At 31.4% G+C, this 24,984-nt stretch carries 13 protein-coding genes; all 13 read right to left on the bottom strand.

Translation table 11 applies throughout. The annotated features are described in order from the left end of the window. Positions 1–23: 23 nt before the first annotated feature. The 13 genes from GQS58_RS03185 to GQS58_RS03125 all read right to left on the bottom strand — a co-directional run bounded on the left by GQS58_RS03185 (position 24) and on the right by GQS58_RS03125 (position 24,731). Positions 24–380 carry a hypothetical protein gene (locus GQS58_RS03185; RefSeq protein ID WP_166382762.1) on the bottom strand — a complete coding sequence of 119 codons (357 nt, stop codon included), beginning with the start codon at positions 378–380 and terminating at the stop codon, positions 24–26. Positions 381–424: 44 nt separating this feature from the next. Then, positions 425–1,432 carry a family 16 glycosylhydrolase gene (locus GQS58_RS03180; RefSeq protein WP_166382760.1) on the bottom strand — a complete coding sequence of 336 codons (1,008 nt, stop codon included), beginning with the start codon at positions 1,430–1,432 and terminating at the stop codon, positions 425–427. Between the two features lie 229 nt (positions 1,433–1,661). After that, positions 1,662–4,013, bottom strand: coding sequence for a glycoside hydrolase family 2 TIM barrel-domain containing protein (locus GQS58_RS03175; protein ID WP_166382758.1), 2,352 nt, complete (start codon positions 4,011–4,013; stop codon positions 1,662–1,664). A 67-nt stretch (positions 4,014–4,080) separates the two neighbouring features. Then, on the bottom strand, positions 4,081–5,598 hold the full coding sequence (locus tag GQS58_RS03170) for a sulfatase (protein WP_166382756.1): 1,518 nt from the start codon (positions 5,596–5,598) through the stop codon (positions 4,081–4,083). Between the two features lie 89 nt (positions 5,599–5,687). Beyond that, a complete protein-coding gene (locus tag GQS58_RS03165) occupies positions 5,688–7,109 on the bottom strand; it encodes a sulfatase-like hydrolase/transferase (RefSeq protein WP_166382754.1) in 1,422 nt (473 codons plus the stop codon). A 121-nt stretch (positions 7,110–7,230) separates the two neighbouring features. Then, positions 7,231–9,978, bottom strand: coding sequence for an outer membrane beta-barrel protein (locus GQS58_RS03160; RefSeq protein WP_166382752.1), 2,748 nt, complete (start codon positions 9,976–9,978; stop codon positions 7,231–7,233). A 30-nt stretch (positions 9,979–10,008) separates the two neighbouring features. Continuing rightward, on the bottom strand, positions 10,009–11,469 hold the full coding sequence (locus GQS58_RS03155; RefSeq protein WP_166382750.1) for an arylsulfatase: 1,461 nt from the start codon (positions 11,467–11,469) through the stop codon (positions 10,009–10,011). Positions 11,470–11,825: 356 nt separating this feature from the next. After that, positions 11,826–13,385, bottom strand: coding sequence for a sulfatase family protein (locus GQS58_RS03150; RefSeq protein ID WP_166382748.1), 1,560 nt, complete (start codon positions 13,383–13,385; stop codon positions 11,826–11,828). A 99-nt stretch (positions 13,386–13,484) separates the two neighbouring features. Then, entirely contained in the window at positions 13,485–15,149 is a 1,665-nt protein-coding gene (locus tag GQS58_RS03145) for a SwmB domain-containing protein (protein WP_166382746.1), read from the bottom strand. Positions 15,150–15,164: 15 nt separating this feature from the next. Further along, positions 15,165–16,919 carry a RagB/SusD family nutrient uptake outer membrane protein gene (locus GQS58_RS03140; protein WP_166382744.1) on the bottom strand — a complete coding sequence of 585 codons (1,755 nt, stop codon included), beginning with the start codon at positions 16,917–16,919 and terminating at the stop codon, positions 15,165–15,167. 11 nt (positions 16,920–16,930) lie between these two features. After that, positions 16,931–20,044, bottom strand: coding sequence for a SusC/RagA family TonB-linked outer membrane protein (locus GQS58_RS03135; protein WP_166382742.1), 3,114 nt, complete (start codon positions 20,042–20,044; stop codon positions 16,931–16,933). A gap of 139 nt (positions 20,045–20,183) precedes the next feature. Beyond that, the gene (locus GQS58_RS03130) at positions 20,184–21,650 is read right to left on the bottom strand and encodes a RagB/SusD family nutrient uptake outer membrane protein (protein WP_166382740.1); all 1,467 of its coding nucleotides are present in this window, start codon (positions 21,648–21,650) and stop codon (positions 20,184–20,186) included. A 12-nt stretch (positions 21,651–21,662) separates the two neighbouring features. After that, entirely contained in the window at positions 21,663–24,731 is a 3,069-nt protein-coding gene (locus tag GQS58_RS03125) for a SusC/RagA family TonB-linked outer membrane protein (protein WP_166382738.1), read from the bottom strand. Between the last annotated feature and the right edge of the window lie 253 nt (positions 24,732–24,984).

The raw sequence follows: 24,984 nt of genomic DNA, 5'->3' as shown, positions 1-24,984 counted from the left end.
CTTCTTTTTTGTTCTAAAAAAAGTTATTTAACCTCTTTTAATTCTTCTCTCATTCTCTTAAAAAACGGAGCCAATTCTTTGTAATTTTTTCCTGTTAACTTAATAACACCATTGTTAAATGTTTTACTTGCTTCACCGTTTTTAGCTTTCTTTTCTTCTTTGGTAATTGTACCTGCTTTTGCCTCTTTTTGAGACTCTCCATAAGCTATAACCATAGCAGTTCTTAATTCTGTAAGCTCTTTTTGTTGTGCTTCGTTTAAATTATATTCTTTAGCAGCAGCTTCTACAAAGTATTTATTTTGTCTTTCTTGAAATTTATTTTGTCCATAGATAGCAGAAAATGATACTACTAATAATAATGTTAAAATGATTTTTTTCATGATATTTAATTTTAAGGTTAATGGTTAATTACTGCTATTTTTTATTATTTTTTTTGCCAAATTCTTACATACTCAATTTCGAAGTCTACAACTCCGTCCTCTTTTTCTCCCTCTGGACTATTTAATTCTAAGTCTTCTTTACTATCTGGAACTCCGTGCCAAGGAAACGTTTCTTGATCTAACCAAATAGAAATTGCTCCGTCCATAACCCAACCGTTAGGATAGCCTTTTTCTTTAGCATACGCATCTACTTGTTCTTTTGTTGCACCGGTTTTGTATATTCCATCTACATATAATTTTAGTCCGTTTTCATTCCATTCAATTCCATATATATGAAAATCATCTGCTACTCTAAAACCATAATCTAAATGCTCTGTATACACACTTTTACCTTTCCCTTCTTTAGACCAATCGTGTATAGACCACCAAAGCTCTCTGTCTTTACCATTTGCTTCTTTAACAGGTTGTCTATGATCTCCAAATTGTTCAAAAATATCTAATTCAGTTTTATTTCCTATCGCCCAAAAAGCACTTGTAATTTCTGCGTCTGCAGCTTTACTTTTTATTTCCATATAGCCATATTTAAAGAATTTACGACCAATAAAACAAGCTGTTGTTAAGTTTTCGAATTTAGCAACTTCACCTTCTTTTTTACCCCAAGGTTTTTGCACATCATCAGAAAAAGGAAAATCTGGTTCCCAACGCGTTTCTAAAATTAGTTTGCCATCTTCTAAACGGTAATTTCTTCCTGAAAATTGAGATGGAGCACGTCCTTTCCAAACTTTTTTGTTTGGCAAATCTGGATGTTTGTAAAAAGGTTTTCCGTCTTTAAACTTCCCAACTATATACCATTTATCCTCGTCTATTGTATCATCTTCAAATTCATCAGAAGCATCCGTATTTAAAACCCAATTACCTGTATTTGTTGGATCTGATAAAGGAAAAACTTTAGCCTTCTGTTTAACATAGCCATCTTTTGTAACATTCTTTTGATTACCACAAGCTAGCAGTAAAAGAGGGATACTAAGAAATAATATTCTTTTTATGATCATTTTATTCTTTTTTAAAAATTAAGCTTTAAAACTTAATCTTACAAAGAAAAATAAAATTAACGTACACCCTTTATTTAAAATTACCCACTTATGATTATAATTTATCCGTTAATTAAAGTTTAGTTAACCTTTAAGTGATGAATAAAAAAAATAAAACAAAAAAGGCATTCTTTAAATTATAAAGAACACCTTTTCCGTTTTTTGTAAATTGACTTAAAAATTACTTTTCTTAAAAGCTATAATTGTTAGATTTTAAATCTTTTGCTTCCGCAGAAACAGTTCCGTTTAAAGAATTCCCTACTCTTATTAATGCAGTTGCAATACCTGCTTCTGCTTTAATAACATCCGGATTCATAATTTCTAAATCACCTGTTAAAGTAACGTTTATCTCTTCTGAATATGCAGTATTAATTGTTCCGTTTTCATCAACGGCAGCAATATAGCAAAACACCACATCGTTAACTCCTGCTTGTGGTTGCTTTCCGCTTTCATCAATCCAAATTTTTAATTTAGTTGGTTTTTTAGCAGTTGTAATACTATCTTCAGATACTTTTTTTCCGTTGATAAAACCTACCGCTTTTAAAGTTCCTGCTTCATAAGAAGGTACTTTAAATGTAAATGGTGGATGATTTAATTTATCTGTATTTTTATTTTGATCTGGTTTTTGAGTCGCAATTAATTTATCATTCAAAAACAATTGAACCTCATCTGCATTAGCAAAAACTCTTACATCTAAAGGCGATTTTTCATTCCAAAAAGTAGCTAACTTTAAAATATGTGCAGCATCTGTATCTTGTTGACTCTGATAAAAATAATATCCAAATTTTGGCAATCTAAAAAGATCCATCACACCAGAATACTCAATATCTGGATGATATCCTCTGTTATAATCATACATTACCCAATAACTATCTGAAAATGCTACCGTGTGTAAATTATCATTATGCGATTCTTGTAAATTGAAAGCCATGTTTAACAATCTTTCCTCTCCATTGGCTCTAGATTGACGGCTGCTTAGTTCCGCTCTCATAGAGTTTGGTAAATTATCTTGATTTAAACCTGCATTTTTAGAATGATATTCCCAATCTCCATACTCAGAAACAGAATATGGTTGTCCCTCTTTTAAAGGATGTGGATGTAAAATTCTATGTTGGCGTGCTTGAAAATATATGTCATATACATCATCCATCCATCCACAAGAATACACATTCTCTCCAGGATATTCTGCATGCGTAATTCTATTTAATTCTGTCATAAAAGGAACTGTCATTTCTTTAGTTTCATTTAAAGAAACTTCCCAAGCTAAAACAGAAGGTCTGTTTCTATCTCTTCTAATTAATTCTGATGCAGATCTGTAGCAATATTCTCTAAAAGCATCGGTATCATTATAATATTGCCATCCCATAATAGCATCTACCACTACTATACCCAATTCGTCACAAGCATCTAAAAAAGCTGGAGATTGCGGGTAATGTGATAATCTGATATAATCGAAACCACCATCTTTAATCTTTTTAGCATCTCTATACTGTGCATTATCAGACAAAGCATACCCAATAAAAGGGTAATCTTGATGGCGATTTACACCTCTTAAAAATGTTTTTACGCCATTAATTTCTAGTTGATTTTCTTTATCAAAAGTAAAAACTCTAATTCCGAAATTTGTTACTTCTGCATCAATTTCATTCTCATCAATAAAAATCTTCGTTTCTAACTGATATAAATTAGGATCTTTAGGCGACCATAATTTTGCATCATTTAAAGTGAATAATTCTTTGATTTCTATATCACTTACTGCTGCTATTTTTTTGGTTGATGATTGTTCTTTTACCAAACTTCCATCATAAAAAATACTTTGAACAATTTTAACTTCTTTTTCTTCTTTTTCTTCGTTGATCACATGCGTTTTTACAGCAACTTCAGAAACAGCTTTAGAAACTTTCGGATAGGTAATAAAAATTCCACCCCCAGCAACTTTATTCGCCAAAACAGGATCTGAAATATATACTTTGTCAGAAAAATGCAACCAAGCATTTCTATACAAACCACCATACATATTAAAATCTAACCTTTTTAATGGTTTTGGTCCTGTAATATCGTTGTCTGTATTGTCTAATCTTACAGCAATTATGTTAGCATCTCCTTTTTCTACATAGTTTGTAATATCTACTTTTACAGGTAAATAACCTCCATGATGTTCTGAAACTAAAGTTCCGTTTATCCAAATTTTAGAAAAATTCATAGCTGCTTCCAATTCTAAAAACACTTTCTTTTTAGATGGATTTACAGGAACATTAAAACTTTTTCTGTACCATGCAATTCCTTGCCATTGGTCATTTACAACTTGTGGTTCTATGTTTGTGGTGTGTGGTAAGCTTACCGACTCCCAAGAAGTTGCATCGAAATTTGGTTGACTAAAAGAAGCATCTGAATCTGTGGTTTTAGCTAATTTGGTAAACTGCCAACCTTTATTAAAATTAACTTTTGCTTCATAATTAGCTTCTTCTTTACAAGAAGTTAAACTGATGGCAATGATCAGTAAAAATGAATATTTTAATGTGTTTATAAAATTGATCTTCATAGGTTTTGTTTTAATTTAAACGCAAAGTTCGCGAAGGTTTTTCAGTAAGAAAGTATACTTCTTTGTCTTATTTTTTTAATGATTTTTTATACAACTGGCTATACTTTTTATAACCAACTTCTACTCCATTTTGCATATCTTGATACGCTTTTGGGTGTTCTTTTCGAAACCATTTTACAAAAGGTTGTCCAGGAACATCAACCGGATTGTAAGTGTCACTTACCGGCGTCATTTCTTTATCAAACTGAACCGTTTCTGCTCTTAATTCTTCTAATACGTCTTTATATTTTTCGTTTGTAGCTAAATTATGTAGTTGAAATGGGTCTTCTTTTAAATTGTACAATTCTTCGTTTGGTTTTGTAGACTCAAAAAATGATTTTTGGTTTTCATTCAATTTTCCTTCTTTGTACAATTTTCTCATAATATGTACTGCAGGTCTATAAAACTCTAAATACGCTTGTTCTGCATCATAAGGAACTTCTGGTTTGTCATTTCTAATATAAGACCAATCTCCAGAAGTTACAGCTCTTGATTTTTCTTCAATTTCATCCCATAAATCTCTTGCTCCATATACATATTTTCTATCAAAATTATTATTGAAAATTGGTTTCCCTGTCATGTAGTTTGGAACATCGATTCCTGCAAAATCTACAATTGAAGCAGTTATATCTGTTGCAGAAACCACATCTTTTCTTACTTCTCCTCCTTTAAATTGTTTTGGATAATAGATAATAAAAGGAATTCTTAATCCTGGATCTTGTAAATATCCTTTTCCTCTAATATTACAACGACCATTATCACCTATAAAAATAACAACAGTATTGTCTGCCATTCCCTTATCTTCCAATTCTTTAAAAATCATTCCCACTTCATTATCCATGTACTCGATTTGGTCTAAATATTTAGCCCAATCTAAACGAATTGCAGCATCATCTGCCATATAAGGTGGCAATGTCAAGGTTTTTGGATCTACTGGATGTTCCGATTTTTCTCTTACTTCATCCCACCAATCTCCTCTGTGTGTAACTACCAACTGAATTTGCGCAAAAAAAGGTTGGTCTTCTTTTTCGAAAGTATCATACTTATCAAACAAACCAAATTCTGTTTTACCATCCCAATTACCAATTGGATCGTGTTTAAAGTTTACATCAATTTTTCTACCTTTTTTCATTACAGCATGATTACCTAAAATAGTAGTGTATCCTGCATCTCTTAATAATTTTGTAAATGGCTTAAATTGACTATCTAAAGGCACATCTCTGTTACTTCTGTGATTGTGCGAATTTGTTTTTACTTGATGTGTACCAATCATCATTGCTGACCTACTTGGTGAGCAAATTGGGTTGGTTACAAAAGCATTATCAAAACGAATTCCTTGGTTTGCCATTTTGTTTAAATGAGGTGTTTTTACATTTGGCATTCCGTACGTTTCTAAATCTGTACTCATGTCTTCTGCCATGATCCAAATAATATTTGGACGCTCTTTTTTCACTTCAACTTGAGCAACTTTTTCTGTATTCTTTTTACAGGCTGATATTGTAAGAATAATACAAGTAGTTAGTGTGATTAATTTAATTGATTTCATATATTTTATTATTTGTGTAATTGTTTAAAAGTTTAACTGTGTAATTGACTAGACTCGGTTAAACAATTACACGTTTACACATTTTTACGTTATTTAAATACTCCTCCAGAATATGGGAAATGTGGATTTTTCACACTTTCTGTTTTTAGAATTTCATTTGCTTTTTCCACCAATTTTGGGTGTTGTTTAGAAACATCATTCTTTTCATATAAATCTACAGATAAATCATATAATTCTGTGTGGTAATTATCGCCCATTCTTACTGCTTTCCAATTTCCAAAACGAGTAGCTTGTTTAAATCCTTTTACACTTCTTCCTTCCTGAATTTCGAAATACAGAAAATCATGTTTTTGTTGACTTCCTTGGTCTAATAATTCTGGTAAAATAGAAATTCCGTCTGTTTTGTTAGGTGATGTTGTTTCTGCAACTTCTGCAAATGTTGGTATGATATCATAAAAAGTTGCTGGATGATTTGTTGTTGTTCCCTCTGCAATTTTATTTTTCCAATAAGCAAACATTGGCACTCTTACCCCACCTTCATATACATCTCTTTTATATCCTTTTAAATCTCCAGAACTATTAAAAAATTTATAATCATGATGATTTTCACCCGTTGGACCATTATCACTAGAAAAAACAATTAAGGTATTTTCTAATTCACCACTTGCTTTTAATTTATAAAACAATCTTTTAATTTGTGCATCTAACATGGTAATTCTTGCAGCATGTCTTCTTTCTATTTCTGGCCATTCTTCTATTCTATCGGCATACAAATCTGTTTCACTTAAAAACAACTCATGTGCATGCGGTGTTCTATAAGACATGTATAAGAAAAAAGGTTTCTCATTCGATTTTTTATCTAAATAATCTAATGCAAAATTTGTTCTAAACTCATCTAAACATTTGTGTTTATTATAATTGTAAAAAATAGAATCTTGATTATTGTTTACCCAATGTACACGTTCATCAATCTCTCTTCCATTAACATCTTTTCCCCATTGCTCTTGCACCGCATAATCAAAACCACGTCCTTTTGCCCAGGTAGAAGTATCTTCTGGCACACCTAAATGCCACTTACCAATCATTGCTGTTTGATACCCTGTATTTTGCAACATTTCTCCGATTGTTTTTTCTGATTTCTTTAAAGCAATTCTATCCCACTTTCCATTAATATCTCCTTTATTTCCTCGAATATTAACATGACCAGTATGCAAACCAGTCATTAAAACAGCTCTAGAAGGTGAACAAACAGAAGTACCTGCATAAAAATCTGTAAATCGTTTTCCTACAGAAGCCAAAGAATCTAAAAAAGGAGTTCTAATTTCTTTTTGTCCGAAAGAACCTAATTCTCCATAGCCCAAATCATCTGTTAAAAGAAAAATAATATTCGGTTTTTTTCCTTTATAGCTTTCTTTAGAATTTACCGTATCCTCTTTTTTTTCTAAATTATTACAACTTGTAAATACACATAAGCATCCCAGCAAAACGGTTACATATTTTAATAACTTCATAAATATTCTTTTCGTGTTAAATATTACTTTATGATTTCTATGTAAAATTGAACAAAAAAAGAAACACATTTGTTTTTGCAGATGCAGAAAATGTATTTTAGCGTAAATTAAGTACTCTAAACTAGGTTTTTAGACTCTTATTTATCTTCTTTTTACCACTATTTATCTTAAAAGTATAACTTAACACCACGTAACGTCCTAGGCTTTGCAAATTGGTTTCTTCAAAATAATTTAAAGTACTTCTTCTATAAACATCTATATTTTTATCTAAAAGATCTATTAAAACCAATTTAATAATATTGTTTTTAGGTGTTAAAGCGTATGATATTGCAGCATTCCAAATAGGTATTTCTTGTTGTATTAAAAACTTATTATCTGTATACACCAAATAATCGAATTGTGTGTTTACGTTTAATCTTTTAGAAAAATCGAAATCTACCATACCAAAATATTTTTGGGTGGTAAATTTTCTATCTAAATTATTCTCTATAGAAAAACTAGTATTATTAACAACGTACGTTGCACCTGCTTTTAAATCTACTTTTCTTTTACTATTATTTTGAAGGATTAAACTTGTTAAATAATCTTTAGAAACCACATTATTTAATTCATAATTCACAATTGAATTTGCAGCATTATTAGAAAATTTATTTTTAAGACTCAAACTTACTCCTAAACTATTTATTTTTTTAGTAATGTTTAACAAGGCATTAAAACGAATCTTTTCACCACTATTTTGATAACTAATTGTTCTAATATATTCATCATCTATAGTTACATTTCTAATAATTGCATCCGTAGAATTTGAATACTGAATTTTACCATTAAAATTAAATGACGAATTAAAATCATACACATTTGCTGTGGCAGATATGGAGTTCGTTTTTTCGTTTTTTAAATCTGGGTTTCCTGTATTAATTGCATACGGATTTATATCATTATAAAACGGATTTGCTTGATTTGCTCTCGGTGCTTTTATATATTTTCGATATGTAAATCTAAATTTCTGACCTCTTTTGGGTTTGTATTGAAAAAATAAAGATGGGTTTAGATAGAATTTTTCTCTGATAAATTGAATTTCATCAACTTCTCCAAAGCTTCGATGTAATGTTTGTAGCTCTAAACCTGTAGATATATTTAAAACAGATTTATTATAGCTATGAGAAAATTTTGTTTTAAAACTATTTTCAGAATATTTGTAATAATATTCTATGGCATCTTCTACTGTAGTGGTTTTTATTGTTTTTCTATTCTGATTGGTGTTTTCTGTTCCTGTTAAAATTTCTGAAGATGCTTCTGTATTAAAATAATGATTTCCTCCTAAAGGCTCTGTATATTTTACTTTCACCAAAATATCTGCAGAACTCAAATCTTCGTCTCTTAAAATTTCAAAATTTGTGGTAGACGGATTCGTTTTATTAAGGTTTCTTTCAATAAATGTATTCTGATTATTATTTTTAGTATAATTATTAATTACAGCTTTAAAACTTGTGCTGTAACTTCTTCCCTTTTTTGGTAATTTACGGTAAAAATCTACATTTAGATTTCCATATTTTTTAAGATTTGAATTTGATGATGTATTGGTATTTGTTGTCACCAACTCATCCATTGTGTCAAAAAATAAACCATCTCTAATTAAATCAGAATTTATTTTGTCTGAAAAAAACTTTCCTTTAACACGTAAACTACTTTTTTTATTCGATTTGTTCTCATAATTAAAATTCAAATTATGGTTATCTGAAATATTCAAATACTTGTTTTTAGAAGTATAGTTAAAGTTATTGGTATTAGAAAAGAACACTCTTTTTGTATCTGAAACACCATTATTTTCAGAAAGGTTATAAAAATAATCTACGTTAAAAGATTCCTTTTTCCGAAGTTCTTTTCCGTAATTAATACCTGTAACAACCGTTTTTAAAAAGCCACTTAAACTTTTTTGAGGATTTATAAAATCGTCTTCAGAATCATCACTAGAATCATCTGCAATACCATCTGCATTTTCTAGAAATCCTTGAATATTAGAACCCGTAACATTAATATTATTAAACTTCCCAATGACGGATAATTGCGATTTAGAATTAAATTGATTGTAATTTAGATTGCTAAAGTATCGATTATCTAAACCTAAACCCGCTGCAACCTTACCAAAACCTCTATTTTTTTTCGACTTTTTTAGTGTAAAATTAATAACAACTTCTTTATTACCATCATTAATACCTGTTAACTCTGCTTCATCACTATTTTTGTCGATTACCTCAATTTTGGCAATTGCATCTGCAGAAATATTTTTTAAAAAGATGGATGGATCTCCTCCAAAAAATTCTTTTCCATCTACAAAAATTTTAGTAACCGTAGTTCCTTGTGCTACTATCTTACCTTCTTCCATTTCAATACCTGGAAGCTTATTTAATAAACCATCAATATTGTCATCAAAATTAACTTTAAAAGAATCTGCATTAAAACTAACCGTATCTTTTTTAATTTGAATAGGCACAACCGCGGTAATAACAATTTCATCTAATTGACCAATGTCTTCTTTTAAAATAATGTTTTTTAAATCGATTAACTTTTTGTTGTAAATCAGTTTTTTAGAAAACGTTTTAAAACCCAATAAATCTAATTGTAAAACAATGGTATCTTTCGGAATATCATTTAGTAAAAACATTCCTTTTTCATCTGTGGTTGTATAACTTAAAAAGGTATTGTCTTTAGGGCTTAATAATGCTACAGACACCATTTCTAAAGGAACATTTGTTTCATCTGTAATTACACCTTTTATACCTGATGATTGACTCTGAATACTTATTGAAAAACAAAATAGGAACATTAACAATGCTCCTATTTTAAAATTTATTTTGGTTGAAAACATATTTTTTAGACTATTTGAAGACCTAATGGTTTAATTAAAAGGAAAAAATTCTGATGTAGTTCTTGAACTTAACATTAATCCTTTTAACTCTACAACAATTTTTGGGTGTAAACTTGCAATATTTGTAGTTTCAGAAACATCTTTAGATAAATCATATAATTCAAAAGCACCTTTTTTATCGCCTTTTAAATTCATCTTATTCCAAACACCTTTCCAATTTCCTTTTCTAATTGCTTTTCTACCGCCTCTTATATTAAACTCCCAATATAAATGCGCATGTTCTTCTTGATTCTTTTTATTTAATAACGTTGGCAAAAAAGAAATACCATCAATTTCTTTCGGGTTTTTAGTATTCGTAATTTCTGTAATTGTAGGTAAAACATCCCAAAAAGTAGAAACGTGGTCTGTTACACTTCCTGCAGCAATTTTAGTTGGCCAAACAGCTATAAATGGTGCTCTAATTCCGCCTTCATATAAATCTCTTTTGTAACCTCTAAACTTACTATTACTGTCAAAAAAATCGGGATTCGTTCCTCCTTCAGGAGATGGACCATTATCACTAGCAAACATTATAATAGTGTTATTTGTAAGCCCTAATTCTTCTATTTTTGCTATAATTTCACCAACATAGGCATCTATTCTTGTTACCATAGAAGCATAGGTTGCTTTTGGTTTATCACAAGGTGAATATTCATAAGTAACAATATTTGGACCATAATCTGAAGTATATTTATTGTCTGCGGTATAAGGTGTTTCTTTAAATTTACCATCATACATTTTAAAAATAGAATCGTTTGGAGAAATAAGTTCTACATGTGGCAGTACTAAAGGAATATATGCAAAAAACGGTTTGTCTTTATTATCTTCTAAAAACTGAAGTCTGTGGTCTCTAATTTTATCTGGAGAATACGTAACTTTATGTGTCCAATCATTCCCCTCTAAAGAATCTATTTTTTGATTGTGATTTAAATAAGGAGGATAATAACGATGCGCTAACTTTTGATCATTATAACCATAAAACTCATCAAAACCTTGATTGTTTGGATCTCCTTCTCCAAAACCTAATCCCCATTTACCAAACATACCAGTTACATACCCTGCTTCTTTTAAAATTTCTGCAATGGTTACCGAGTTTTTTGGCAAGGGAACTTGACCTTCTTCGTCTTCTACCAACTGTCTATTTCCTCTAATAGGCGTATGTCCTGTATGTTGACCTGTCATTAAAGTTGAACGAGAAGGTGCACAAACTGCAGAACCACTATAGTGCTGGGTAAATTTCATTCCTCGCGTCGCTAAAAGGTCTAGGTTTGGTGTATGAATTTTTGTTTGACCATAAGATCCTAAATCTCCAATACCCATATCATCTGCCAAAATATAAATGATATTTGGTTGCTTCTGTTTTACCAAAACTTTCTTACTCTCTTTTTCTTGTGCACAAGAAATTGCAATTGTAAAAACAAAGGCACCCCATAAAATTAATTTAATCTTCATAATTTAAACCGTTTAATTGGTGTTTTTTCATTTATAGACATTATTGTCCGATAAAAGACATAAGACCGCTTCACTTTTAAAATCAAGAACCAAGACTTGACTCTAACTCCGTAACAAAGAGATGTAACTTAAATTAGTCTGCCTTTTCTCAAAAATTTTACTTTAAAAAAGCAAGGGGATCATCAAAAAACACGTAAAACCACTTATTTTTAAAAGATTTATCAAAATAAAACAATCGGACACTAATGATTTATAGATTAAAAAAGAAAAGACATTTAACAACTCTAGGAGATATTAAATGTCTTTCTAATTGTTATTAATAAAAACTATTACAAAAGTTTAATACAACTTTTCAGTTATCTAAATTGTACTTCTTTAACTCCATTTGTAAAATCGACACCTCTTAACTTCACAAAAACAGCTTTCATTTCTGCTAATTTTTCTGGATTAGATGCTGCTAAATTATTTTGTTGCCCTTTGTCTTCTTTTACATTATAGAGTTGCTCATAAGGAAAGTTACCAACTTCGATACTTACTTTTTCTCTAAAGTTTTTTCCTTTATAATCTGGTATATATACCCAATCTCCACGTCTTAAAGCTGTTTTTCCTGTAGCTTCAATTACTAAGTTATCTCTTCCTGTATCACTTTTACCTAACAAGGTGTTTAATATATCTTTACTATCTGTAGTCATTTCTGCAGTACCTGTTAAGTTTGCAAGAGAAGCTAATAAATCCATCTGACAAACAATAGCATCTGAAACTGCAGGTTGTATTTTCCCTTTCCAATACGTAATAAAAGGAACTCTTGTACCTGCTTCAAAAATACTGTATTTACCACCTCTAAATCCTCCTTTAGGGTCGTGTTTCCCTAATTTTTCTACGGCATCATCATAATAACCATCATTTAAAACTGGACCATTATCACTAGAAAAAACAACTAATGTATTTTCTAAAATACCTTCTTCTTTTAAAGTATTCATAAATTCTCCAATCACCCAATCTGCTTCTAAAATAACATCTCCTCTTGGTCCCATTCCAGATTTACCTACAAATCTTGGATGTGGCGTTCTTGGTACATGTGGCTGTTGCATTGCATAATATAAAAAGAAAGGTTTGTCTTTATGAGTTTTAACATAATTCTGTGCCTTTGCTAAAAAATGATCTGCCATGTCCGTATCTGTCCATTTTGCAGCATCACCACCTTTCATAAATCCTATTCTCGGAATTCCGTTTACAATACTATTGTTATGACCATGATGCCATTTCATAGTTGTCATTTCTGGATTAGAAATTGCCGTTGGTTCTCCTTCAAAATTCTCTTTATAACTTATTTCAATAGGATCATTTTTATCTAAACCAACAACATTTCCGTCTTTTATGTAAACGGTAGGAACTCTATCCTGCGTAGCAGCCATAATATATGAACTTTCAAAACCAACTTCATTTGGTCCTGGAGAAACTCTTTCGTTCCAATTTACAACTCCGGTTCCTAAACCTAAGTGCCATTTACCAACAATTGCTGTTTGGTACCCTTGTTTCTTCAACATTTTTGGTAAGGTTTGTTGCTCTGTAGTAATTAACAAAGGCGCTGTTCCTGGTAAAATTTTTGCATCTTTATTTCGCCAAGGATACACACCTGTTAATAAAGCATACCTACTTGGTGTACACGTTGCCGAAGAAGCATACCCATTTGTAAATTTAATTCCGCCAGACGCTAATGCATCTATATTTGGCGTTTGTAGTTCTGTAGCTCCGTAGGCACTGATATCTCCATAGCCTAAATCATCTAAATAGATAACTACAATATTTGGTTTCTGTTCAGTCTTTTTTACTTCTTTTTTCTCTGGTTGATTTTTACACCCAATTGCAAAAACGAAAGTAAAAACTAATAAAAAATTTAATTTAACGATTCTCATTATCTTGTTTTTATATATTATCCTTTGTACATAAAAGTTATTCATTGGAAAAAAATACTCCCATCTCAAATTGAAATGGGAATATCATTCTATTTTAAATTATCTAGGTTCGATAATTAATAAATCAAAATTATCTAACCATAGTTTTTGAACGATAGCATCATCTTGACCTGTATTTTCGATATTAAGATCGAATCTACCAGAATTAATACCTCCTAAAGTTATTTCTGGTAACGTAAGTTTTACCCATTTCCCTTTTTCTGTTGCTGAAATATCAAAATTAAAAGTTGCATCAGAATCTGCATTAAAAGAAAACTGAATAGAACTCATAACAGTAGAATTTTCGATATAAACCCAAACAGAAGGAATATATGTACCTGCAGTTACAGGGCTTAAAGTTGTAAAACCAGCTCCTTGTAATCTTGCAATTGCAGGAATTCCGCTAGCTGTAGTTTCGAACTTCATAGAACTATTACCTTGATAAGACATAGCATCATCTCTCCAATAATATAATGGGCCACCTTCATTATTTTTGTTATGTTGTGCAAAATACCCTTCTGTATTTGCTTTTTTAAATTGATTACCAGAACCACCCCATTCTTGTTCATAGCCCGTATAACCTGGTATATTCATAGCTCCTTCAAAATACATAACAACTTTTTTGTTCTCGAAGCTTTCTAAAACTCTAGAATCTACAGATTGTATATCGCCCGAAGTATAAGCAACAGTAACCACATCACTATTATAAATTGGTGCTGCTAATGTTATATCTATCTGCGTTGCATCTTCACTATTAATTGCAACTGATTGCACCGCAATATTTTGATTGAAACCTGCTGTTGTATTTGCTACATTTACAGTAAAATTATCTTTTTCTGATGTAGCTAAAACACCTATTTCTCCTGTAAGCTTAAAAGAAATAACTTCTGTTGCATCTTCTTTTAAACCTCCATTAAGTACAAAAGGTTTTGTAGATGGAATTACTTTAATTTTTAAAGGAATTAATTTTATTACTTCTCCTTTTGGTTTTGGTTCTTTTCTACTAGAAGTAATATCTCCTGCTACAAAATCTCCTAAACTATTATATAAAACATCTACAGAACCTGCACTGCTTTTATCTTTATCTCCTCCTTTAAATGTCCATGTTCTAGCGTCTGGTTCTCCTGAAGTAGTCATATCTACATACGTAAGTTGTTCACCGGCTTCTATGCTTACTGTTTTCCATGAAGCAACATCAGCAATACTTGGCATATCTTCTTCACCAATACTTAATACAACTTCTGTACCTTTAAGCACCTGAAATACTGGTTTTAAATCATCATAAACATTAACCGTAAATATTTTATCAACCAACCAAGTACCATCTGCTTGTTTTACAGACTCAGTTACAGAATCTTTAAAAACATTTTTAAGTGCAATTTCTTTAATTCCTGGTGTATTAAACAGCACATTTATTTGCTGATCTTCTAAACTTGTTGGCCCAGTAGCTTCTATAAAATCTGAATAGATTGAATTATCCGAAGAAAACTCTTTAGACAAAGAACTAGTACCCTCTGGTATACTCCAGCTATGGCTTACCGCATTCGTAGAAACATCATATAATCCTATAAATTGATTAAGTGCCACTACATAATCTCCTGTGGTAGTATTTTGTGTTGCTATCCAAGTAAAACTAGAGAAATCTCCATAAGGTGCATCATATTCATTTTCACTACATCCAAATGCTGACAGTATCAACATTAATATAATTCCTATTTTTTTCATTTTTTTCATTTTAGATTAGTTAGAAATTTTTGGATTATTTATGGTTTCACTTGCAGGATACGGTAAATACCCATCTGTATAAAATTCTGCTGCTGCTAAAAATTCTGGTACTATTTGAAAATCGGTTTCAACTGTACTGACACCTTCCCTTACCAAACTAGCTGTTCTTGTTCCTGTTCCTGTAGCTTCTTCGTTTAAATACTCATAATCCGTAGCATAAAAATTTCTTTCACTTAATGCCGTGTAACGCTCTTTAGCAATTCCCCATCTACGTAAATCAATATTTCTTGTAGAAAAACCTTCTACACATAATTCCATAGGATATTCAAATAATTGTAAACGTGTTCTTACTTCTTCTTGTGAATCATACGCTGCACCTTCTAAGGCTAAAAGTCCCCAACGTTTACGTACTGCATTGGTATATGACAAAGCACCAGCAATATCTCCCGTTTCATTTAAACATTCTGCCATCATTAAATAAACACCAGACAAACGGTTTAAAACAACATTTTTACCAGATTGCCAACTATTAACACCTAATGTATTTTCATCATTAGTAATATCATGATTGGTGTACTTTTTAAAATAACCATATTTACCTGAGGTCTTAAAATTTTGTAAAATAGCAGCAGATGGTGATTGATAATACTCTGTATCTTCATCATTTACAACAGCAAGCATAGCAGAATTTCTTAAAGAAACTTTTCTTAGCCTTACAACACCTGCTCTATCTGTTACCGTATTTCTTGGATCAGTAGGATCCATTTCATCACTAGCATAAGCATGAATTAACCATGCTGCAGCTGTAAAAGTTTCTAAATTACTTGACCCACCACCACTTCTTGGCGCTGAATATCTTGCACTTCTTGTTATAAAATCGTCTTCATTAAAAGAATTATCTTCTGCTTTATGCATACTATAATTAATTTCAAAAATAGATTCTGAGTTAAAATCACCTGCTTTTGTAAATAGGATACTTGCATCTTGTACTAAAGCGTATCCGTAATCTTTCTTTTTATTATTAATAATATCATCAAAATAATCTTTGGCTACGGCATAATCTCCTTCATACAAATAACTCATTCCTAAAATAGTACCGGCTGCACCTGCATCTACTTTTGTTTTTGGCAACATTTGTCCAGGTAAATTGGTATAAGCATATTCTAAATCTTTTCTAAAAAAAGCGATTACTTCTGCAGATTCTGACGCTGCTTTTGCAAAATCGGTAGGTTTTACCGGATTTACATCTCTAATAATAATTTTTCCTTGTTTAAAAACTGAATGCAAATAGAAATGCGCTAAGCCTCTAAAAAAACGTGCTTGTCCCATTTGTAAAGTCCATTTTTCTTGACTTTTTAAATCATCAGTCATCCCGTTTAAACCTTCTATTACTTGATTTGCTCTAAAAATAACTTGATACAAAGCATTCCATCTTAGTTGTAATTCGTTGGTGTTTTCGTTTATCTTATGTTCGTACCAATTCTTAGCAAAAAGAGATACATCTTGACCATCTGCTGGAGACCTGTCATTAAAACGACCACCAGGATATCCTTCATCTGATCTCCAGGATTCTACACGTGCATTTACGATATACTCATTTAACATGGCACCATACACCGAAATTAAATTAGTTTCAGATTCTTCTAAAGTAGACCAATAAATGTCTGCAGATATTTCATTCGGATTCACTTCTTCTAAATAAGAATCACATGAAAATAATGTTAAAAACATTACCGTTAAAGAAATTGTTTTAGCTATATATGTTTTCATTTTGTGTGTTTTTAAAAATTAATATTTAAACCGAAACTATATATTGCTGCAAGCGGATATCTTGAGTTATCTATACCTCTTCTGGCAACATTGTTAGAGCCAACTTCTGGGTCATAACCAGAATATTTTGTAAACGTAAGTGCATTTTGTGCTGTAAGATAAAATCTAAATTTATCTAGACCAATTTTAGAAGTAACCTCTTCAGATAGCGTATACCCTAATGAGATTTGCTTCAACCTTAAATAATCTCCATTTTCTAACCAGTAATCTGTAAGTCCAGAATAATTATAATGATCAGAAGCATCACCTCTAAAGATTGGTATTTGAGAAGTTGGGTTGTTTGGTGTCCACATATTCTTTAAATCTTGATGACGCTCATAATTATAAGAAGCTGCTTTATTACCATTTAATACTTCTGCACCAACGGTACCATACCAATTCATAGATAAATCGAAACTTTTATAATTCCAGTTTAAATTAAGACCATATTCAAAATCTGGCAATCCACTACCTTTATAAACCCTATCAGAATTGTTTATTTTCCCATCATTGTTAGTATCAACATAAATTAAGTCTCCTTTTTCTGCATCTTCTCTTCCTTCTAAAGATCTATATGCTGCAAGCTGTTCATCCGTTTGTACCACACCGTTGGTTTCATATAAAAAGAAAGAACCAGCCTCACGACCAACTGCAATAAATGACACTGTAGATTCGGTTGTTTCATTTACCAATCTTACACCATTATTAGGCACAATAGTAACGCCATCTTGCATTTTTGTAATCTTGTTGCTATTGGTTGTAAAAGTAGCTCCCAATCTTAAATTACTTTCACCAACTTTTCCTCTATAGTTTGTAGCAAATTCAAACCCTTTGTTTTCCATATCTCCAATATTTAAAACTAAAATATTATCATAATATGCACCTGCAGAACCAGGTAATGTTACAGGGAATAACATGTCTCTTTTTTTAGTATTGTAGTAATCTGCAGTAACTGTAATTTTATTTCTTAAAAAAGAAAGATCTACACCAACGTTATTAGATACAGAAGTTTCCCATTTTACATCTGCATTTGCATAAGATATAATTGATGTTCCAAATTCTTCTCCACTATCTCCTTCATCAAAAACATAATCTCCAAAAGGAGCAATTGTACTCGCATATTCATAATCTGCAAAACTATCGTTACCAACAGTACCATGACTTAATCTTACTTTAAGACTATTAACCGTAGCTTTTATTGGCTCCCAAAAATCTTCATCGGAAACATTCCATGCTGCAGAAATAGAAGGGAAAGTCCCCCATCTATATTCAGATCCAAACCTAGAAGAACCATCGTATCTTGCCAATGCAGAAACTAAATACTTTCCTTTATAATTATACTGCAACCTTCCAATAGTACCTACCGTTTTTTTATTGTAATTATCAGTAGTTCCAGAAATATCTGGATTATAACCACTGTTTACTAATTGGTTTATAGTACCTCCATCTAACACTAATAAATTATTATTAGAAACTCCCTGAATAGAAGCGTCAAAAGATTGATGATTATCTTCCTCTAAAGCCAATGCTACTGTAGCCCCAATACTATGATTACCAAATTTCTTTTTATAATTTAAACTGGCATCCCAACTAAACTTATTCGTTCTAGAAGCAATGGCAATAACTCCACTTCTTGTGTCATCAGTTATTACTTCATCATTTTCTAAATCATATAAAGAAAAACTTGGTTTAAAAATATTTCTGATATCATTCGTAACAGAAACCCCTACTCGTGTAATAAAGTCTAACGATTCTGATAATTTTCTATTTACACTTAAACTTGCATTGATACGATCTCTATTACTATTATCTAATTGTCTAAGTGCTTGATTTAAGGCTACAGAAGGAGTTCTAACACCACCAATTGCACTACCATCTACAGATTCTTCATCAGGATCTATTGCTGGATAATATGGTTTATATCTACCTGCTTGCACAATTAGACCTGCACTAGACCTTTTCCTTTTTTCGATGGTAAAAGATAAACTTCCATCTATTTTCCAATTATCTGTATTATACGTTGTACTTGCTCTACCGTTGTATCTTTTAAAGTTTGAATTTACAATAGAACCATCTTGATCAAATAAACTACCTACAACATTGTATGTAAATTTTTCTGCACCACCAGAAACACTAAAATCATAATTTTTAACCTCTGCATATCTATTTAATACATAGTCATCAAATTTATTATCATTATTAATCCATTCTGGGTAACGCGCAACAATATGATCAAAACTAATGGCAGTATATGCATTTCTATTTACTTCATAAAACAATTGTCCTTCTGTATTCATTAAAGGGGTTGCCTCATCTCCAACAGTCTGTAAACCAAAAGTATAATTAAAACCAACATTCATTTGTCCTGCTTTTCCTTGTTTGGTAGTTATTAAAATAACCCCCGCAGCTCCTCTTGCACCATATATAGCTGTAGATGCAGCGTCTTTTAAAATATCGATACTTTCAATTTCATTAGGACTTAATCCTGGATCACCAATTTGAGGAATACCATTTACAACAAATAATGGTGTATTTGAACCAATTAATGAAGTTACCCCTCTAATTTGAATATTTGCTGCTTCACCTGGTTCTCCTGAACTAGCTGTAACATTTACACCTGCAACTTGCCCTTGTAATGCAGAGGCAACATCAGGTGTTACAAACTTATCTATATCTCCAGTAACCACTCTATTTACAGCTCCCGTTAATTCTTTTTTCTTAACAGTTCCGTAACCAACCACCACAATTTCTTCTAAAGATTCTGTATCTGAATCTAAAGAAATATTTAATTGTGTTTTTGTAATTTCTACCTCTTTATTCAGCATACCTAAATAAGTAAACACTAAAGTTTCGCCTATTTTAGCTTTAACAGTAAAATTACCATCAAAATCTGTGCTTACACCTCTCTTTGTACCTTTAACGACCACAGAAACTCCTGGTAAAGGAGTATTATCTGCACTATCTGTTACGGTACCGTTTATTGTAGTTCTTTGTGCACTGGCATCAAAACTACAGAACAATACAGCAAATAAGCTTAGTAGGCTATATGCTAATATTTTGTTTTTTAATAAAAAGTTTAATTTCATGGGTTGATTTTTATTCGTTTTTATTCAAATTGATTTTTGTCTTTTTACTATTGTTATTTATCATAATTATTGAAAAGAATTTAGGAGACATACTTAAAACCTAATTTTAAAATAACATATAAAAAAAACGATCATCTAACTAGTAATTATTCTGTTCTAAAACTCCTTCAGAAAGTGTTACCTGATCTACAGGTAAAGGCATTACCTCGTGCTTGCCTTCTACAAACCCATAAGGACTTAATAAAGCTTCTGCTCTACCAGTTCTTACTAAATCGTGAAAACGAAAACCTTCTCCAGCCAACTCTACACGTCTTTCATGATAAATAGCATCTAATAAAGGTTGACCTGATAATGTACCTAGTAAATCTGGAACTACAGTAGGTAAAGCAGTACCTCTTGCTCTAGTTCTAACTTTGTTAACATACTTAATTGCCTCTGCAGGGTTTGTGCTATAAATAGCTTCTGCATACATTAAATACGCATCTGCAAGTCTAATAATACGAACATTATTAGAGCTATTTTTACTTCTACTTGTTGTTGGTATTTCATATTTAGTATAAGGAGCCCAAGCATATTTTCTTACATACCAATCGGTACCGTAAGTAGCATCACTAAAATATAAAGTAGCATCTAATCTAGGATCGTTTGCCTCATACTCATTTCTTAAACCATCTCTTGCTTGCACAAAACCACCTCCTTTATTACTGTTTGGACTTACACGTTGCGGTATTCCACTACCTGATGCAGTTGCATCTGAAAGAAAGCTAATTTCAAAAAGAGAACCAGAATTCCACTCTCCTTCTGGTTCAAAAATAGTAGAATAATCTGGTGTTAATTCAAAACCTAAAGCAAATAGTTGATTTCCGTACGTTTCTACTTGGCTCATTTTATTTTGGTATAAAGAAACTCTCATCATCATTCCTAAAGCAGCTCCTTTATCTGCACGACCTGTATAATCAGAACCTTGACTTAATCTTGAAGGTAAATCTGCTATTGCAATTTTTAAATCATCTTCAATAAAAGTGTAAGAAGCTTCTTTTGTTGCTCTTGGTACATTATACTCTCCAATACCTAAAGGTCTATCTATAATTGGTACTCCTCCAAAAGAATTTACTAAGTTTAGATAATAGAAAGCACGTAAAAAATGAGCTTCTGCTAAAATTTCCTTTTTCCTTTCAGTATCATCAAAAGTAATATTGGGCACATTTTCAATCACCAAATTTGCATATAAAATACCTTTATAGCTCACTTTCCATAGTTCAGCCATTATAGGGTTTGTTGTAGAAATTGCCCATTTATCTCTTTCAAATAATGGTGCATTATTTTCGGCAGTACGTCCTCCTTTAATAAAGTCGTCTGTACCTATTTCTCCAAAAACCATATCAGTTCCCATTACTGCCCAAAAATTAGTACCGTACAATTCTCTTAAAGAGGAGTATGTTGCTATTAAAGCTTGCTCTGCTTGTACTGGATTGGTATAGAAATCTTCTAAAACAGGTTCTCCAAAAGATTTAGAATCTAAGTTGTCTGAACAAGAAACCATTGTAATTATTACAACTAGTAAACTGTACTTTATATATGTCTTAATATTATTATATAATTTCATAATGAATGCTTTTTAAAAGTTAATATCTAGTCCTAAAGAAAATGATCTTGTAGATGGGTATCTACCTCTGTCAATTCCTATATCTAAAGATGTTCTACTACCATCGTTTTGAGTTTCATCTACACCCAGTTCTGGATCTAACCCACTATAGTCTGTTATGGTAAATAAATTTTGACCCGCTACGTAAATTCTAGCTTTTGAAATAAATGTTTTACTTAAAACGTCTTTTGAAAAATTATACCCTATTTGTACGTTTTTAAGTCTTAAGTAAGATCCATCTTCAACAAATCTACTAGACTGCTTGCTGTTATTAGCAAACCCATCAAATGTAGCTCTAGGTATAGAATTAGTAGTACCTTCTCCAGTCCATCTTCCTAAATATTCAGTATTTAGATTAGAGTCTAACTTTCCATCAAGCAAATATGAGGTAGCATTAAAAATTTTATTCCCTTGTACTCCTTGAAAAAACATTGTCATATCAAATTGCTTATATGTCATATCAAGATTAATTCCGTAAGTAAAATCTGGTAATGGAGAACCTATAAAAGTTCTATCATCATCGTTAATTGAACCATCCTCATTTAAATCTTTGTACCTAACATCTCCAGGTTTATTTCCATTTAAACTAGCATTGTTGTCTATTTCATCTTGATTTTGAAAAATTCCAATTGCTTCTAATCCGTAAAAAGAAGCGATAGGTCTACCTGCTTCAGTTCTACTAATACCAGTATAACCGTTACCAGTAGCTCCTGTGCTAATAACACTCCCTTTTGTTGCTAAACTAAGTACTGTATTGTCTATAAAAGCAATATTACCTCCCACACTAAAGAAAAAATCATTCATTCTTTTCTTATAATTTAATGAGAATTCTAGTCCTTTATTTTCAATCTCTCCTGCATTTATTGTTGGAGGTGATTGATAACCAGAAGTCTGTAAAATTGGAGATTCTAACAACATATTAGAAGTTGTTTTTATAAAATAATCTGCCGTAAATGTAAGTGCATTATGTAACAAACCTAAATCTAAACCTACGTTTGAAGTAGTTGTTGTTTCCCATTTTAAATCTGGATTACCAGGGCTTAATGGCGCTAAACCAACTACCGTTGTTTCATCATTACCTAATAAATAATTTTCACTAGTGCTTAACGTACTAAATATTGCAGAATTAGGGATGTTTTGGTTTCCTGTTTCTCCCCAACCAACACGGAATTTGAATTGATTAATGACATCAATATTATAAAACTTTTCATTATGAATATTCCATGCTAAGGCTAGAGATGGAAATTGAGCAAATCTATTATTGTCTCCAAATCTAGAAGAACCATCAATCCTATAAGTACCTGTAAATAAATATCGATCATCATAATTATAATTTAGTCTACCAAAATAAGACAATAATGATGAGCTAGAAATAGTACCATTATTTGTTGATGAATCTATAGCTCCTGAACCCAATGTAGGATTCTCGATTCCCTCTGGAATTGCACTTCTACTCGCTAAAACATTATTAAAATCTAATTGTTGAGTTTCATGTCCTAACAAGGCGCTAATACTATGCTTTTCTTTAATTGTAGTATTATAGCTTAACGTATTAGACCAAACACTTACTCTATTCTCTGATCTTAATAAACTATAAATATTTTCTGGTCTATTTTGTTCTGCCGAGATGAAGTATTCAGATTGAAAGTTGTCCATCTTTCTGTTATTAACTTCTAAACCATAATTAGATTTAAACTTTAAACCTTTCATAAGATCAGCCTCTACAAAAACGTTTCCTAAAAAACTTTCTTTTGTTAAAGGTGTTTGTTCATACAATGTTAAACCCACAGGGTTTCTAATCTCTGTAGAATATAAAGGTCTTGCAGGTGAACCATCTGTATTGTAAATTGGAGAGACTGGGTCTACAACAAATCCAATAAAAGCTGTTTTATTATTAGAATTCCCCCCAAAAGAAGCTACAGCATTAGAGCTTGATTTTGAATACTGTATATTTTGCCCTACTCTAATTTGAGGTTTTATTTGATACGTACTATTTACTCTAAAGTTTGTTCTATCAAAAGACGTATTGCTTACAATTCCTTTCTGTTTTAATTTACCAAAAGAAACATAATAAGATGTTTTTTCTCCTCCACCAGATAAAGATAATTGATGGCTTACAATAGTACCTGTTCTATAAACAGCATCTTTCCAATTATAAGACTCTAATGATGATGGATCTGCAAAAGCAGCTTCTGGAGTAGCTCCATCATTTACTTTTCCTTCGTTGTAAAGAGTTGCCCATTGCTCTGCATTCATCACGTCTAGATTATCAATTCTATTTTCAATACCTGTGTAGGTTTTGTAAGAAATCGTAGATCTATTTTTACTTCCTACCTTTGTAGTAATTAACACTACTCCGTTAGCACCTCTAGAACCATAAATAGCAGTTGCTGATGCATCTTTTAATACTTGAACCGTTTCTGCATCATCCATATTTACATTGGTAATGTCATTAACAGGCACTCCATCTACAATATATAATGGGTCTGCATTATTAACTGTACCAACACCTCTAATTCTTACCGTTGGTGTAGAACCTGGTTGTCCAGAACTTTTGGTTACTGAAACCCCTGGAGCTCTACCCTGAATTGCTTGTGCTATAGAAGTACTTTGAGTTTTAGTAAGCTCTTCTGCACTTACTGAAGATACAGAACCTGTTACATCAGATTTTTTTACACTACCATACCCAACTAAAACAATCTCATCTAATTGCCCTACCTCTTCTTCTAAAGCAACATTAATGTTTGTTTGATTGTTTACTTGAACTTCTTTTGTAGCGTATCCTATATAAGAAAAAGTTAAAAAAGCTTTTTGGTCAGATACAGAAATAGCATAAACTCCATCAAAATCAGTTGTTGTTCCGTTTGTGGTACCTTTCTCTAATACACTTACACCAGGCAAAGGTGTACCAAATTGATCTGTAATAACACCCTTTACTGCTGCTTTTTGTGCATACGCATCAAAACTACAGCATAAAATAGCAAATAAGCTTAGTAGGCTGTATGCTAATATTTTGTTTTTTAATAAAAAGTTTAATTTCATAAGTTGAGTTTTATTCGTTTTTATTCAAATTAGTTTTTTGTGTTTTGTACTTTTAATTATCTTTTTTATTTCATTAGAATTGAAATTTCAGAACTGTTAATTAAAGGTTAAACATCTCTTAAATCATAGTTAATCTTTACTGCGTATTAAAATTAATATTTTTAAGAAGTTCATTTGTAGACGTTAGTAAATTAAATGTGCTTCTTAGTAAATCGAGATACAAAAACCAACTAAACACCTACAAAACAACAAC

Source organism: Polaribacter sp. 11A2H (assembly GCF_011379025.1).
Classification (GTDB): Bacteria; Bacteroidota; Bacteroidia; order Flavobacteriales; family Flavobacteriaceae; genus Polaribacter.
The sequence above is the reverse complement of the archived record's forward strand: the minus strand, read 5'-3'. Positions and strand labels throughout refer to the sequence as shown.